The sequence below is a fragment of the Mycolicibacterium arcueilense genome, assembly GCF_058536225.1.
In genome coordinates, this window is sequence record NZ_JBZTYL010000010.1 from 269,815 (window position 1) to 283,884 (window position 14,070).

General features: G+C 65.8%; 16 protein-coding genes and 1 tRNA gene. 8 read left to right on the top strand and 9 right to left on the bottom strand.

Features of this window, described 5'->3' with window-relative positions:
- Positions 1-41: 41 nt before the first annotated feature.
- Positions 42-464, bottom strand: coding sequence for a GtrA family protein (locus AC4LGL_RS16430; protein ID WP_491839714.1), 423 nt, complete (start codon positions 462-464; stop codon positions 42-44).
- Between the two features lie 48 nt (positions 465-512).
- Here AC4LGL_RS16430 and AC4LGL_RS16435 point away from each other — a divergent pair, with 48 nt between their 5' ends.
- Positions 513-1,139 (top strand): trimeric intracellular cation channel family protein, encoded by a 627-nt coding sequence (locus tag AC4LGL_RS16435; RefSeq protein WP_491839681.1) that lies wholly within the window; start codon positions 513-515, stop codon positions 1,137-1,139.
- Here AC4LGL_RS16435 and pdxR read toward each other — a convergent pair.
- Positions 1,136-2,545, bottom strand: a complete 1,410-nt coding sequence (pdxR, locus tag AC4LGL_RS16440; RefSeq protein ID WP_491839715.1) for a MocR-like pyridoxine biosynthesis transcription factor PdxR — start codon at positions 2,543-2,545, stop codon at positions 1,136-1,138. The two genes, AC4LGL_RS16435 and pdxR, sit on opposite strands and share 4 nt — an antisense overlap.
- Positions 2,546-2,594: 49 nt before the next feature.
- Between pdxR and AC4LGL_RS16445 the strand changes: the two genes are divergently transcribed.
- From AC4LGL_RS16445 to AC4LGL_RS16455, 3 genes are all read left to right on the top strand, one after another.
- A complete protein-coding gene (locus AC4LGL_RS16445; protein ID WP_491839682.1) occupies positions 2,595-3,068 on the top strand; it encodes a carboxymuconolactone decarboxylase family protein in 474 nt (157 codons plus the stop codon).
- A 601-nt stretch (positions 3,069-3,669) separates the two neighbouring features.
- Positions 3,670-4,317 carry a porin MspA gene (gene mspA / locus AC4LGL_RS16450; protein WP_491839683.1) on the top strand — a complete coding sequence of 216 codons (648 nt, stop codon included), beginning with the start codon at positions 3,670-3,672 and terminating at the stop codon, positions 4,315-4,317.
- A gap of 98 nt (positions 4,318-4,415) precedes the next feature.
- Positions 4,416-4,835, top strand: coding sequence for a pyridoxamine 5'-phosphate oxidase family protein (locus AC4LGL_RS16455; RefSeq protein WP_491839684.1), 420 nt, complete (start codon positions 4,416-4,418; stop codon positions 4,833-4,835).
- Between the two features lie 5 nt (positions 4,836-4,840).
- Here the strand turns inward: AC4LGL_RS16455 and wzm are convergent, their stop codons facing one another.
- Genes wzm through AC4LGL_RS16480 form a run of 5 tightly spaced genes read right to left on the bottom strand, consistent with a single transcriptional unit; the run spans position 4,841 to position 9,886 of the window.
- A complete protein-coding gene (gene wzm, locus AC4LGL_RS16460; protein ID WP_491839685.1) occupies positions 4,841-5,671 on the bottom strand; it encodes a galactan export ABC transporter permease subunit Wzm/RfbD in 831 nt (276 codons plus the stop codon).
- Positions 5,668-6,594, bottom strand: coding sequence for a galactofuranosyltransferase GlfT1 (gene glfT1, locus AC4LGL_RS16465; RefSeq protein WP_491839686.1), 927 nt, complete (start codon positions 6,592-6,594; stop codon positions 5,668-5,670). The genes wzm and glfT1 overlap by 4 nt, the downstream gene beginning before the upstream one ends.
- Positions 6,584-7,381 (bottom strand): galactan export ABC transporter ATP-binding subunit Wzt/RfbE, encoded by a 798-nt coding sequence (wzt, locus tag AC4LGL_RS16470; protein WP_491839687.1) that lies wholly within the window; start codon positions 7,379-7,381, stop codon positions 6,584-6,586. The genes glfT1 and wzt overlap by 11 nt, the downstream gene beginning before the upstream one ends.
- Positions 7,382-7,388: 7 nt before the next feature.
- Complete coding sequence (locus AC4LGL_RS16475) at positions 7,389-7,904, bottom strand: bacterial proteasome activator family protein (protein WP_491839688.1); 516 nt, start codon at positions 7,902-7,904, stop codon at positions 7,389-7,391.
- A 23-nt stretch (positions 7,905-7,927) separates the two neighbouring features.
- The gene (locus tag AC4LGL_RS16480) at positions 7,928-9,886 is read right to left on the bottom strand and encodes a DUF6541 family protein (RefSeq protein WP_491839689.1); all 1,959 of its coding nucleotides are present in this window, start codon (positions 9,884-9,886) and stop codon (positions 7,928-7,930) included.
- A gap of 124 nt (positions 9,887-10,010) precedes the next feature.
- On the opposite strand from AC4LGL_RS16480, the gene AC4LGL_RS16485 reads away from it, so the two are divergent.
- A complete protein-coding gene (locus AC4LGL_RS16485; RefSeq protein ID WP_491839690.1) occupies positions 10,011-11,207 on the top strand; it encodes a cysteine desulfurase-like protein in 1,197 nt (398 codons plus the stop codon).
- Between the two features lie 5 nt (positions 11,208-11,212).
- Here the strand turns inward: AC4LGL_RS16485 and AC4LGL_RS16490 are convergent, their stop codons facing one another.
- Positions 11,213-12,190, bottom strand: a complete 978-nt coding sequence (locus tag AC4LGL_RS16490) for an NAD(P)H-quinone oxidoreductase (RefSeq protein WP_491839691.1) — start codon at positions 12,188-12,190, stop codon at positions 11,213-11,215.
- A 67-nt stretch (positions 12,191-12,257) separates the two neighbouring features.
- Here AC4LGL_RS16490 and AC4LGL_RS16495 point away from each other — a divergent pair, with 67 nt between their 5' ends.
- Together AC4LGL_RS16495 and AC4LGL_RS16500 are read left to right on the top strand one after the other, a co-directional pair.
- On the top strand, positions 12,258-12,770 hold the full coding sequence (locus tag AC4LGL_RS16495; protein WP_055118620.1) for a MarR family winged helix-turn-helix transcriptional regulator: 513 nt from the start codon (positions 12,258-12,260) through the stop codon (positions 12,768-12,770).
- Positions 12,771-12,789: 19 nt separating this feature from the next.
- Positions 12,790-12,879: transfer RNA gene (locus AC4LGL_RS16500), tRNA-Ser, on the top strand.
- A gap of 75 nt (positions 12,880-12,954) precedes the next feature.
- Here the strand turns inward: AC4LGL_RS16500 and AC4LGL_RS16505 are convergent.
- Complete coding sequence (locus AC4LGL_RS16505; protein WP_491839692.1) at positions 12,955-13,476, bottom strand: DUF1990 domain-containing protein; 522 nt, start codon at positions 13,474-13,476, stop codon at positions 12,955-12,957.
- Between the two features lie 325 nt (positions 13,477-13,801).
- On the opposite strand from AC4LGL_RS16505, the gene AC4LGL_RS16510 reads away from it, so the two are divergent.
- Positions 13,802-14,070, top strand: a 269-nt coding sequence (locus AC4LGL_RS16510; RefSeq protein ID WP_491839693.1) for a transposase, incomplete at its 3' end; no start/stop codon positions are given.

Genomic DNA, 14,070 nt, shown 5'->3' on the forward strand with positions numbered 1-14,070 from the left:
AGAACAGCCCCGGCGTCACTTTCGCGGAGGCGATGCCAACCTCAGCGCAGTTTGAAGATCACCGCACGTTGCACGATGAAGTTGATCACCGTCGCGGTGCCCTGGGCGATGACGAAGGCCACCGGCACTCGCCAGGGCTGGTTCTCGAACTGCATGTAGAACACGAAGTTGATGCCCACCTGCACCGCGTACGTGAGTGCGTAGAGAACGCAGACTGCGATGAACCGGGCCCGGCTGGGCGGCGCCTGGAAGGTCCAGCGCCGGTTGATCAGGTAGGCCGTGGTGGTTCCGGCGATGAAGCTGATGGTCTTGGCGACGTTGACCCGGATGTCCTCGTCGACGTGCCAGACCGTGGCGAACAGCCGAAGGAGGGTGACGTACAGGCCGAAGTCCACGATCGCGGCCAGTCCACCGGTGACGAGGAACCGGAAAGCCTGCGTTTTGAGGTCAAGAGTCGGCGACATGACAGGTTCGGCCACCCGGGCAGCTTAGCGAGGGCCTAACGTTCAGTCGTGTTGCAGACGGTGCTCAACGACCTCGGGATCGCGGTCTTCGCGTCGTCGGGGGTCATGGTGGCGATCCGCAAGGGCTTCGATCTGTTCGGGATCGCGGCCCTGGGCGTGCTGACCGGCGTGAGTGGCGGGGTGATCCGTGACGTCTTCCTCGGCGTCCATCCGCCCGTCTCCATTCAGCACTGGCCGAACATCACGGTGGCGCTGGCGGCGACGGTGGTGGCCACCCTCACCGCGAAGTACCTCATCCGGTTCAACCACATCGTGTTGCCGCTGGATGCGATCGGCATGGGTTTCTTCGCGACCTCGGGCGCGGCGTTCGCCGTCGACCACGGAGCCAGCTGGTTCGCGGCCGTGCTGATCGGCATGACCACCGCCATCGGCGGCGGCATCATCCGCGATGTGCTGGTCCGCGAGATCCCGATGTTGATGCGGCCTGCCGATCTCTATGCCGTGCCCGCCTTGATCGGTGCGACGGCCTACGCCGTCATCGACTATTTCGGACCGCAGTGGATCGGCCTGGTGGTGGGCTCGGTACTGGCGACGACGCTTCGGCTGGCCGGATTGATATTCGGGTGGCGGCTGCCCACCGGGCCGGCAGACCTGATCGTCGGTGAGGGCTCCTAACGCAACGTAGCTGAAAGTACGCCGCGCAACGCGTCGACCGCAGGACCGAAGGCATGCTCGGCGGGCGCCCCGAATCCGATGATCACCCCGTCGGGGTCGGGGGTGTCGGGTCCGGCCAGCGGGTGACGCATGAGCGACAGCCCGTTCAACGCGATGCCGGCGTCCCCGGCCCGGCGCAGCACCTCGGGTTCGGCGCCGTCAGGCAGCGTGAGCAGCATGTTGACTCCTGCAGCCAGACCGCCGATGCCCAGGTCGAACCCGGCCAGTGCGGCCACAAGGATGTCGCGTCGTTGCCGATAGCGGTTGCGCATCCGCCGGATGTGCCGGTCGTAGCCGCCGCTGCGGATGAAGTCGGCCAGCGTCAGTGCCGTGAGGGCGTCGACGTGGTACTGCGCCCCGCCGGCCGCCGCGATGACCGGATCGATCAACGCCTCGGGCAGCACCATCCAACCCACGCGCATCACCTGCGCCATGCTCTTACTGGCCGAGCCCAGGTAGACGACCCGTTCGGGGTCCAAGGACTGCAGGGCGCCGACGGGCTGACGGTCGTAGCGGAACTCGCCGTCGTAGTCGTCGTCCAACACGTATCCGTTGGCGCGTTGTGCCCAGTCGATGACCGCGGTGCGGCGGGCCGGGTGCAGCGCCATGCCGAACGGACTCTGGTGCGCAGGAGTAAGTAGTACGGCGGACACATCGAGTCTCTCCAGATCGCCGATCACCGCACCGTGGTCGTCGACCCCGATCGGCATCGTCGGCACGCCCAGCGCCGCGAGCACGTCGCGAAAGATGAACAGCCCGTGGGCTTCTACCGCGATGGGGCGGCCGGTGCCCAGCACCCGCCCGATCAGGTCGACGCCGTCGCGGACCCCGGAGCAGATCACGACCGACTCCGGTGTCGTCCGCACGCCCCGCACCCGGCCCAGGTATTCGGTGAGTGCCTCGCGCAGCACCAGCGGTCCGCGCGGATCGCCCATTCGCAGCGCGGATACGGGCGCATCGGTGATGGCCCGGCGAGCCGATGCCAACCAGGCCGACCGTGGGAACTGAGAGACATCAGGGGAGCCGGGCATCAGATTGTGCCGAGGGGCCGTGGGAATGCGGCGAGGGCGCGGCGCCGACGGCGGGACCGTGGTCCGCGCTACCCAGGTGCCCGCTCCCTGACGGGAGCCCAGCCAGCCCTCGGCGACCAACTCGGCGTAGGCCTCGGCAACGGTGTTGCGGGCCAGACCCAGATCGGAGGCCAGCGTGCGTGACGGTGGCAGTCGGGTGCCGGCACTCAGGCTGCCGGTCCGGATTCCGTCCCGGAGTGCGGTGAGCAGCTGTTCGCGGGCGGTACGGCTGCCCGGTTCGATCTTCGTACGCAGCTCGAGGTGTAGATCCCGGCCAAAATTGGCCCATGAAGTCACCATAGTATTAAACCATCTGGGCGGTACTTTCCCGGCTAGCGTTGGTGGCATGACACAGACACTCGAGCCCGCCGCCACCGTGGACCGCCTCAAGATCTACAAGGTCTCGCCCGGGCTCTACGACGCGATGATGACGCTGTCGAACGCCGCCGCCAAAGACCTCGCCCCGACCATCGGCGAGCTGGTCAAGATCCGCGCATCTCAGATGAACCTCTGCGCCTTCTGCCTCGACATGCATACCCACGACGCCCGCCAAAGCGGGGAGACCGAGCAGCGGTTGTCTCTGATCGCCGCCTGGGAAGAGGCAGGCGATCTGTTCACCGAGCAGGAGCAGGCGGCATTGGCGTTGACCGAGGCTGTCACTGATCTGACCCGCGGACCCGTGTCCGACACCGTCTACGCCCGTGCGGCGGCGGCCTTCACCGAACGCGAGCTGGGTCAGGTCATCTCCATGGCGGTGACGATCAATGCGTGGAACCGCATCAATGCGGTGGTGAAGGCGGTTCCGCCCAGGCGGCGATGACCGCTGAGCGGCCCCGGAAGCCACGTTCTCCATCGCTGCAAGTGTGATGTCGGCCACAAAAAGGAATAACGGCTGCGGGGTCGCCGAAGGATCTTCGGCCGGTGTAGTTAATCCAGACGTTCCGCGGCGCGTAACGGGACGTTTACACAGCAAGCGCAAACGTGGAGCCGTCGGCGGGGTGGGTTGCGATATTGACGATGGTGACGGCAATCCTTCTGCTCAGCGTGATTGACTCCCCGGCTGTCCACGGAAATGGCGAAATAGCAGTTCCGGCGCCATGGCGAGGGCTTGTGGCGGTGTTCTCGCGGCGCGCGTAGGCGAACGCGACGCCCGGTTCTCTCAGGTAACGGACAGCGACGGTGTGACACGTTCGGCTGCTGATCCAGCAAACTTTGTGCCAAGGTTTGTCTGCTCGGTGGCCGGAAACCGTTGGCGTTGCCGCCCGGGTAATGCCCGGTTACGTTGCTCCTGCCAATCATGAGCACGGCATGAGAACCGGATGTGACCTGCCTAATCGGGTAGCGCATCGCCCATGTATCTCTGGGGTGGGGACCCTGGTTGGTGAAGAACGAATCGGATCACCGACACAGCTAGGGAGAACATGTTGGCATTCAGTCGGGTGCTGGTCGCATTGGTGACCGCAATGGCAGGGGTCTTTGCGGGCCTCTTCATAGGCACGGCCACCTCTCATGCGGGCCTGGACAATGAACTGAGCCTGGTCGATGGTCAGGATCGGACCCTGACGGTTCAGCAGTGGGACACCTTCCTCAATGGTGTGTTCCCGCTGGACCGCAACCGGCTGACCCGCGAGTGGTTCCATTCCGGCCGCGCCAAGTACACCGTCGCCGGCCCGGCTGCCGATGACTTCGAGGGCACCTTGGAGCTGGGCTACCAGATCGGCTTCCCCTGGTCGCTGGGCGTCGGGATCAACTTCTCCTACACCACCCCCAACATCCTGATCGACGATGGTGACATCACCGGCCCGCCCTTCGGCCTGAACTCGGTGATCACGCCGAACCTGTTCCCAGGTGTGTCGATCAGCGCGGACCTGGGCAACGGCCCCGGCATCCAGGAAGTCGCCACCTTCTCGGTGGACGTCAAGGGTCCCGCCGGTGGTGTGGCGGTGTCCAACGCACACGGCACCGTGACCGGCGCGGCCGGTGGCGTGCTGCTGCGTCCGTTCGCCCGGTTGATCGCCTCGACCGGTGACAGCGTCACCACCTACGGCGAGCCCTGGAACATGAATTAAGGACATCAAGGTCCAGTAGTCGTTCCCGATCGGCGCGTCCCGCTTCTTCTTCGAGGAGCTGGGCGCGCCGATTGTCTTTTCGGCGCTACGGTGGCCCCATGACGCAGCAGGGCCCGGTTTCGGTGCTCGGGGAAGACGAGTGCTGGCAGTTGTTGTCCAGCGTGACGCTGGGGCGCCTGGTCACGACGGTCGGCACCCGGCTCGAAATCTTCCCGGTCAACTTCGTCGTCCAGCGTCGCACCGTGTTGTTCCGCACCGCCGAGGGCACCAAGCTGATCAGCGCCCTGTGGAACGACCGGGTGCTGTTCGAAGCCGACGAGCACAACGTCGTCGGGGGCTGGAGTGTGATCGTACGGGGCGAACCGCAGCTTCTTGAGACGCCGGATGAGATCGCCGAGGCCGAGAGCGGGCAGCTGCTCTCATGGATTGCCACCACGAAACGTCGCTACGTCCGCATCCGTCCGAAGGAGATCTCCGGACGGAGCTTCGTGTTCGGCTCCGAACCGGAGGATGGGTAGCGGTCTTACACCCAGTAGGGCACGCGTGCCCGGTACTGGCGCATGGCGATCGCCGCGAAGCCCCAGCCGATCGCCGTCAGGACCAGCACCACAATCCAGTGCCGTGCTTCCTGATCGGCGCCCAACAGTGGGGCTCGCACGATGTCCAGGTAGTGGAGCAGCGGATTGATCTCGACGATCTTCGCCCACGATCCGGCGCCCTGCTGTTGCAGCGTCGACTCGTTCCAGATGATCGGAGTCATGAAGAACAGCAGCTGTACCACCGAAGCCAGCAGCGGACCGATGTCGCGGTAGCGGGTGGCGAGGATGCCGAAGCAGATCGACACCCATACGCAGTTCAGCACGATCAGCCCGAGTGCCGGGATGACCGCCAGGTCGGTCCACTTCCATGGTTTCGGATAGACGATCGCGATGATCACGAAGATGACGATGTTGTGGCCGAACAGGATCAGCTGCCGCCACACCAACCGGTAGACGTGAACCGACAACGGGGTCGGAAGTTGTTTGATCAGACCCTCATTGGCGATGAACACCTCGGAGCCCTCGAGGATCGACGCGTTGATCAGATTCCAGATGATCAACCCGAGCGTGACGTAGGGCAGGTGCTCCTCGAGGGGCAGCTTGAACAGCTTCGAGTACAGCAGGCCCATCGCCACCGCGGTGGTGCCGGTGGCGATCGTGATCCAGAACGGGCCGAGCACACTGCGCCGGTAGCGCTGCTTGATGTCCTGCCAGCCCAGGTGCAGCCACAGCTCGCGCTTGCTGAAACCTTCGCGCAGATCGCGCACGGCCCGGGCCATGGTCTTGGAGTCGGACGCCGCGTCGGTGAACGTCATCTGTTACTACCCCCGTCGCTTCGCTCGGCCCGGAAAAACCTTTCGCTACTGCCCAACCGCCGCAGGCGGATCCATTCGCGCAGACCCGCCGGGTCGCGGCGGGATACCAGAAAGTACCAGCCGAACCGCACCCACTCCTGCGGCAGCAGTTTGCGCAGACCTGGCTGGGACAGCAGGTAGCCCCGGTTGCGGTAGGTGAAGAATCGCTTCGTCTCGTCGTCCGGATATTGCGTATGCATCCGGCCGCCCAGGATCGGCTTGAACTCATCGGTCCCGCACGGGTGCAGATAGCTTGCGGTCAAACAGGTTCCGAACGGCAGGCCGGAGCGGACCAGTCGCCGGTGTAGCTCGACCTCGTCGCCGCGGACGAACAGGCGCAGATCCGGGACGCCGACGGACTCGACTGCGGCGGCCCGGAACAGGGCACCGTTGAACAGTGAGGCGATACCGGGCAGCAGATCACCCTCACCCTCGGTGCGTAACTCGCTGACCAGTCGACGCCACACCAGCCCGCGGCGCAGCGGGAACGCCAGGCGCTCCGGATCGTCGAGGTTGCACACCATGGGCGAGACCTCGGCCAGGCTGTACTGCTCGGCACAGGCCAGCAGAGTGGCAAGCACCGTGTTGTCGGCGGGACGGCCGTCGTCGTCGGCCAGCCAGACCCAGTCGGCTCCCTGGGCCAGGGCATGCAGCATGCCCAGCGCGAAACCGCCTGCGCCACCGAGGTTTCGGCGGGATCCGAGATACGTTGCCGGTACCGGCTGGCTCAGGACCAGCTCGCGTACCTCCTCGTCGTTGTCATTGTCGACGACGATCAGGTGATCGGGTTTGCGGTCCTGGTTGACCACGGCCGCCAGGGATTTGGTGAGCAGTTCACGACGCCGGTGCGTGACGATGACCGCGATGACGGTTTCAGGCTCCACGCGCCGTTTCCTCCAACACCTCGCGCACATGCCGGGCCGCATCCGGACCCTCGTAGGCGCCGACGACCTCTTCGATACCGCCGGTCATCCGGATGGTGCCGTGGTCGATCCACATCGCGGTCTTGCACAGGCGGGCCAGGAACTCGTTGGAATGGCTTGCGAACACCAGGATTCCGGAACGTTCGACCAGGCTCTGCAGCCGTGACTGCGCCTTCTTCAGGAACTCCGCGTCGACGGCCCCGATGCCTTCGTCGAGCAGCAGGATCTCGGGGTCGATGCTGGTGACCACGCCCATCGCGAGGCGCACCCGCATACCGGTCGAGTACGTCCGCAACGGCATCGACAGGTACTCGCCCAGTTCGGTGAACTCGGCGATCTCGTCGACCTTGGCCAGCATCTGCTTGCGGGTCTGCCCGAGGAACAGTCCACGGATGATGATGTTCTCGAAGCCCGAGATCTCAGGGTCCATCCCGACACCGAGGTCGAACACCGGAGCCACCCGCCCACTCACCGTGGCCGAGCCTCGCGTCGGCTCGTAGATACCCGAAAGTAGCCGCAGCAGTGTGGATTTGCCGGCGCCGTTGTGGCCGACCAGCCCGACCCGGTCGCCCATTTTCAGCGACATCGTGATGTCGCGCAATGCCTCGATGACGACGACGTTGGACTCGTTGCGTCCGATGGCGCCGCCGGCCTTGCCGAGGAACGCCTTCTTCAGCGAGCGGGTCTTGGCATCGAAGATGGGGAACTCCACCCACGCTTCGCGCGTCGAGATAAACGGTTCAGACAACTCAGACCTACAGGTACTGACCGGTGCCGGAGTGCGACGGGCCGCCGCGCTGCCCGCCCGGGACCTGTAGTCCTGGCGGAAGTGCGCCCTGGCGCATCTGCTCGAGCTGTGCGCGGGCCGCCATCTGCTGGGCGAACAACGCCGTCTGGATGCCGTGGAACAGGCCTTCCAGCCAGCCCACCAGCTGGGCCTGCGCGATGCGGAGTTCGGCGTCCGACGGCACGCTCTCCTCGGTGAAGGGCAGCGTCAGCCGCTCGAGTTCGTCCCGCAGTTCAGGGGCCAGACCGTCCTCGAGCTCGCGGATGCTGGTCCGGTGGATGTCGCGCAGCCGCTCCCGGCTGGCGTCGTCGAGCGGAGCGGCGCGCACCTCCTCGAGCAGCTGCTTGATCATGGTGCCGATGCGCATGACCTTGGCCGGTTGTTCGACGAGGTCGGTCAGCGCCTTGCCGTCGGCGTCGGCATCGGTCTCATCGGCCGTGCTGGCGAGGATCTCGATGTTGTCATCGTCGGGGTTGATGGTCATGGCCTTCCCTTGGATCGGTCGTGTCAGTTCGTCTTCTTCGCCGCGTTCTCTCCGTGCCAGCGGTAGATGCGGTCCTCACCGTTGTCGTAGATCTTCTCCCACGACCGTGAGCTGTCTAGCGACACTAGTCCGTCGGGCATGACGAACCCCCGGACCACCGGTGTGCTGGTGAGCACGTAGCGGATGTTGAGTGCCTCGACCGCCTCGGCAACGCGGGAATCGGTGTCGGCATCATCTGCGTATGCCCAGAAAATGAACCGGTGATACCCCGGACCTTGCTGCATCGGGTAGTCGTAGTGGGTCCACAGCGGGTGTAGCCCCGAAACCGCGTACATCCAGGCGGTGCCGTCGGTGTTGGCGTCGCCGATCAACGTGGTGCGGGCATCCGGCAGTTCGGCCAGGTAGGCGAAGGCCTCGAGGTCCTTCGCGCCGATCATCACCGAGTCGTACTTCTGCCCGAACAGGTACTTGTGCCGGGGAAAGTAGTGCCAGGCCAGGCCCACTGTGGTGGCGACCAGTGCGACGGCCGCCGTCGCGTGGATCCAGGTCGGGCGGGCGCCGGCCCGGCGCAGCGCAGCGGCGCCCAACAGGACCAGTGCGCCCAGACCGATCGCCGCCATCGGCGCGTACAGAAGGGTGACCACCGCCGACAGTCGGCGCGGATCGCTGTAGAACAGGTCGCTGAACTTGCCGGTGATGGCGCCCACCGGCCCGCCGAAGGGTGCGCCGGAATGCACGATCGACGCGATGAGGATCAGCCACACGGCGAGCGGCCACCAGATCTTCTTGACCAGCATGACCAGTCCGCCGATGGCGGCCAGAGCGATGAGGGCGTTCTGGATCGGGAAGTCGTTGAGGTGGCGGGTGTGCTGGACGACGGCCGCGAACAGCGAGTACTTCTTGCCGAGGTGGTTGACGAAGGCGTGGCCGACGATGATGTCCGCTTGCTGAAGGACCCCCAGAAACTGGGGGAGCAGGATCAGCAGGGTCGGCACCGCAACGGCGGCCAGCGTCAGGAAGTCGGACAGCCGGCCGCGCACCGGCTGCCACAGCGCATGCCCCAGCCACCAGACGGCCACCAGCAGCGCCGTCACCACGCCACCCGTCAGGTGCACCGAGAAGACGCCGACCGTGGCGAGCACGGCCAGGCCGATGCGGTCGCGATGGGCCGGGGTCGAGGCGATCAGGGCGAACACCGGCACCGCGAGGCCGTAGGCCACCAGATTGGGCATGGCCGCCACATCGAACTCGACGTAGGGCACCGCGGTGAACGACGCGGCGAGTGCGGCGGCAGTGCCCGCAACCACAGCGGTGCGCATCTGGCAGGTGTGCGGGCGAACCATCTTCCACGTCAGCACCGCGGCGCTCACCGGGAACAGCCATACCGCCGCGACGACCGAACTCACCGTGTACGCGGTGGTCGCGGCGGCACCGGTGACCTGGCAGTAGACAGCCGCAAGGGCATGGAAGGCCGACGGGTAGTAGAGCGCCTCGTGGGTCTCGACGTTGCGCAGTTCGCCCATGTGGGTCGGAGAGGCCTGGCCGGTGTCGAGGATCCACCGGATGGTGTTGGCGTGCCACACCGAGTCCCAGGTGCTGGGGACGGATTGCCAGTGCACGAGTCCGGCGAATGCGGCGGCGGCGATCAGGACGGCGCCGAGCACCACCCCCACCGCAACCACCGATGCCGGCCGCAGCGCGATGCCCGACGCCTCGGCGTCGCGGTCCCGATAGCGGGCCAGCAGCCTCCGCAACCCGGCCGCAATGGCGGCAACGATGGCTACAGCAAACAAAGCTGACCATGCGTTCCACGGGACGCCGATGGCCCCGAGTGGAACGATCGTCAACGCGACGGTGCCGTAGGTCAAGGCTGGACCCACTGCGACCGCCGTCGACACGGTGAGTCCACCCGCCCTGGCTATCAACGCCCCGGGTATTACCAGCAACAACAGTGCGATTAGCACTCCGAACCCGAAGCCCACTGGACTAGTATGGCTGCCCAGGGCGACCCGGTCCGAGCATGGTCTCGGAAGTGCAAACGTGCGGTCGGGCGCTCACCAAATCGTGTCGGTTTGTGATATTCGCGGACGCTCTAAGGTGGCTGGCATGGCATACGACGTCGCCCGGGTGCGTGGCTTGCATCCGTCATTGGGCGATGGGTGGGTCCACTTCGATGCCCAGAACGGCATGCTGGTGCCCGATTCCGTCGCAACGACGGTGTCCACTGCGTTCCGAGGCTCGATGCCCACGGCAGTGGGACCGCACCCATCGGCACGCCGCAGCGCGGCCGTCCTCACCGCTGCCCGTCAGGCTGTCGCCGACCTGGTCAACGCCGATCCGCGGGGCGTGGTGCTGGGCGCCGACCGGGCCCAACTGCTGACCTCGCTGGCCGAGGCCTCCTCCAGTCGGGTCGGGCTCGGCTACGAGGTCGTGGTCACCCGCCTGGATGACGAGGCGAACATCGCGCCCTGGTTGCGGGCGGCGAATCGCTATGGCGCCAAGGTCAAGTGGGCCGAGGTCGACATCGAGACGGGTGAGCTGCCGTCCTGGCAGTGGGAAGGGCTGATCGACAAGCCGACCCGTCTGGTGGCCATCGCTTCGGCATCGTCGACGTTGGGGACCGTCACCGATCTGGGTGAGGTGACCAAGCTCACGCATGAGGTCGGCGGAATGGTGGTCGTCGACCACTCGGCCGCGGCCCCGTACCGGCTGATCGACATCAACGAGATCGACGCCGATGTCGTTGCTCTCAACGCTGTGCCGTGGGGTGGCCCTCCGATCGGCGCCCTGGTGTTCCGCGACCCGTCGGTGATCGACTCGCTGGCCTCGGTGTCGTTGAACCCCCAGGCGACCGGCCCGGCCCGCCTGGAGGTGGGCATGCACCAGTACGGCTTCCTGGGCGGCGTGGTGGCCAGCATCGAGTACCTGTCGAATCTCGATGACACGGCCAGCGGCTCGCGGCGCGAACGGCTGGCCGTGTCGATGCAGTCGGCCGGGGCGTATCTGGACCGCCTGTTCGAGTACCTGGTGGCCTCGCTGCGCTCGTTGCCATTGGTGATGGTGATCGGCAGGCCGGAGTCGCAGATTCCGGTGCTCAGCTTCGTGGTGCGGGACGTGCCGGCCGAGCGGGTGGTGCAACGGCTGGCCGACAACGGCATCCTGGCGATCTCGAATGCCAGCTCCCGCGTGCTGGACGTGATCGGGGTGAACGACATCGGTGGCGCGGTGACCGTGGGGTTGTCGCACTACTCGACGGGCGCCGAGGTCGATCAGCTCGTGCGGGCCCTGGCCTCGCTGGGCTGATCGCGCTACACCGTCAGGACGATCTTTCCCGACACCTCGCCGGAGGCGAGCAGTTCGTGGGCCTGCTGAGCCTGCTGGATGGGCAGTTCGGCACCGATGATCGGCCGCACCCGCCCGTCGGCGATCATCGGCCACACGTTGTCGAGGACCGCCCGCACGATCTCGCCCTTGCCGCCGGGTCCGTCGACGGGCCGGGGACGCAGCGAGGTGGCGATGACGCCGGCGCGCTTACCGAGCAGCTTGGCGATGTTCAGCTCGGCCTTGATGCCGCCCTGCATGCCGATGATCACCAGCCGTCCCCCGGTGGCCAGGGCGTCGACATTGCGGTCGAGGTAGGCGGCGCCCATGATGTCGAGGATCACGTCGGCGCCGGAGCCGCCGGTCTCGGCCCGCAGCCGCTCGACGAAGTCCTCGTCCCGGTAGTTGATCGTGACGTCGGCGCCGAGCTCGCGGCACAGGGCGAGTTTCTCCGCCGACCCGGCAGTTACGGCGACCCGCGCGCCGAGCGCGTGGGCCACCTGGGTGCCGTGGGTGCCGATGCCGCTGCCGCCGCCGTGGAACAGGACGAGCTGACCGGCCTCCAGGCCCGCGGTCATCATGACGTTCGACCACACCGTGCAGGCCACTTCGGGCAGACCTGCGGCCTCGCTCAGGGCAACGCCATCAGGCAATGGCAGCACCTGGGCGGCGGGTACGGCGACGTATTCGGCATAGCCGCCGCCGGCGAGCAATGCGCACACGGGTTGCCCAACTGACCAGTCGGTAACATTCGCGCCGAGCTCGGCGACGGTGCCCGACACCTCCAATCCGATGACCTCGCTGGCGCCTGGCGGGGGCGGATACTTGCCCGCCGCTTGCAGCAAGTCGGCCCGATTGACGCCCGCGGCCTGAACCCGAATGAGAACCTCGTCGTTTGCTGGTGTGATATCAGCGATGTTTTCCCAGGTCAGATGGCCATCGACGGAAGCGACAATTGCATGCATTTTTTCTACGCTACAAGCCTTCTATTTCCCGAGCGCAGCAATACTGACGTCCCTTACGATTGCGCCCATGGCGGGGATGATTGCGGGGCGCACGGCGGGTGACATGCCGGGCCTGGACATCGCCGAGCAGAGGTCATGGCAGAACTACCTCGACTCGGCGCTGCGAATGTATGCGACCTTGAACCGGTCGTTGGTAGATGCGCATCATCTGACGCTGAATGATGTGCGCCTGCTCGATATCTTGGACAAGTCGTCGACCGGGTCGGCGCGGATGGGTGACTTGGCCGAGCGGCTGATGTCTCTGCCCAGCCGGGTGACCCGGCAGATCCGACGGCTGGAAGTTCAGAACCTGGTGACCAGGTGTGCCAGCCCGGACGACGGGCGCGGCGTGGTCGCCACGATCACCGAAGAAGGCAGGGTCGCTGTCCGCGAGGCGATGGTGACGTACGGGCAGGGTGTCCGCTCGCACTTCCTCGGCAGGCTTTCGCGTCCACAGATCGCGGCGATGGGGGAGAACTGTCGCCGCATCAGCGTCGCATTGAAGAACGGATCGCCGCCCGCGCACATCGGCCGGGTGTGAAGCCCGTACTCTTGTCGGCGGTGGCGTGGCAGAGCGGCCTAATGCACTCGCCTTGAAAGCGAGAGACGGCTAACACCGTCCGGGGGTTCAAATCCCTCCGCCACCGCCATCAGGCGTATGAGCCGGTTGGTCGTCAGCCGAGGAGTTCGGCGCGTTCGGTTTCAGCTCGGCCGAGGTCAATCGTTCAGACCGTAAGTGCCCGCAGATAGCGGCGGCGGAAGAAGCGCTGCGCGATCAGCAGTGCGGGAAACAGCGGCCGCCAGGGTCCTTCGGGTGCGGGCCGCGTGAGGGACCGCAGTGTCAGAAATACTGTGCCGACGGCGTTTCGGTGCACGATGAATGCCTCTTCGCCACACACGGGGTGTCCGAGTCGGGTGCCGTATGCGAAACCGCAACGGTCGTCGTTGTCGACGACAGCGACGACTCGTACCGGCTCGTGTACGACGACAGGCCCCAACCTTGCCGTGATGCAATAGTCGGCACCTTCAGCGGCAACGCTGTCCGGTGTGACATCGAAGCCGCTGCGCCGCTTGATGCCCCACTTCATCACCTCGGCCGTCGCGAAGATCCACACGGCATCCCCGTGGCCCACGACGATCGTGTGCTCGAAGCGGCGGAAGGTCGGTGGGTTGGCCGTCCAGACATCGCGGGCCGGTTGGGTCAGGCTTGCACCGGCATAGGTCAATTCCGCCGGAAATGTCGGCATGGGAACAAGGGTACGGCTGGGCTTGTTGTGCGACCGAGGCGATACCGGAGCTTCGGTTGCAGTTGCCCTCGTGGTCAGCACTATGTCGTGTCTGTGAATTGCCGACGCGATAGAAGGTGGTGACGGATCGGCGGTCCCGGCTGTGCGCGTGCCGAGTCTAGCGAATCGGACGTTGTCCGCGACACATCGGGTCTCCCTGTGTGCCACAACATCATTCATGTTGATTAGATATGCTCTACGCCGAGGATTGCTGCCACATGGTGGCTGTTGCAGAATCGCCTGCCCGGGTGCGTGACTAGGCGGTCTGTTCTCGAGACACTCGGGTATGGCTCGTGGATATCGCCCGGTGGCCCGGGATCAGGAGTTTCTGTTGCCGCCGAACATGGTCGACTGGTTGCCCGAAAATCATCTGGTCTGGTTCGTGATCGAGGTCGTCGAGCAGCTGGATACGACCGCGTTTCACACCAACCGCAAGCTGGGTCGGGCAGGTCGGCGGGCCTATGACCCGGACATGCTGCTGGCGTTGCTGATCTATGCCTACGCCAGTGGGCAACGCTCCTCGCGGCGCATCGAACAGCTCTGCAGCGACCACGT

What these genes read in the sequence shown, in the direction of transcription:
- AC4LGL_RS16430 (WP_491839714.1), bottom strand. Translation starts at nt 464, where the DNA reads ATGTCGCCGACTCTTGACCTCAAAACGCAGGCTTTCCGGTTCCTCGTC.
- AC4LGL_RS16445 (WP_491839682.1), top strand. Translation starts at nt 2,595, where the DNA reads ATGACACAGACACTCGAGCCCGCCGCCACCGTGGACCGCCTCAAGATC.
- mspA (WP_491839683.1), top strand. Translation starts at nt 3,670, where the DNA reads ATGTTGGCATTCAGTCGGGTGCTGGTCGCATTGGTGACCGCAATGGCA.
- AC4LGL_RS16455 (WP_491839684.1), top strand. Translation starts at nt 4,416, where the DNA reads ATGACGCAGCAGGGCCCGGTTTCGGTGCTCGGGGAAGACGAGTGCTGG.
- wzm (WP_491839685.1), bottom strand. Translation starts at nt 5,671, where the DNA reads ATGACGTTCACCGACGCGGCGTCCGACTCCAAGACCATGGCCCGGGCC.
- AC4LGL_RS16475 (WP_491839688.1), bottom strand. Translation starts at nt 7,904, where the DNA reads ATGACCATCAACCCCGACGATGACAACATCGAGATCCTCGCCAGCACG.
- AC4LGL_RS16485 (WP_491839690.1), top strand. Translation starts at nt 10,011, where the DNA reads ATGGCATACGACGTCGCCCGGGTGCGTGGCTTGCATCCGTCATTGGGC.
- AC4LGL_RS16490 (WP_491839691.1), bottom strand. Translation starts at nt 12,190, where the DNA reads ATGCATGCAATTGTCGCTTCCGTCGATGGCCATCTGACCTGGGAAAAC.
- AC4LGL_RS16495 (WP_055118620.1), top strand. Translation starts at nt 12,258, where the DNA reads ATGGCGGGGATGATTGCGGGGCGCACGGCGGGTGACATGCCGGGCCTG.
- AC4LGL_RS16505 (WP_491839692.1), bottom strand. Translation starts at nt 13,476, where the DNA reads ATGCCGACATTTCCGGCGGAATTGACCTATGCCGGTGCAAGCCTGACC.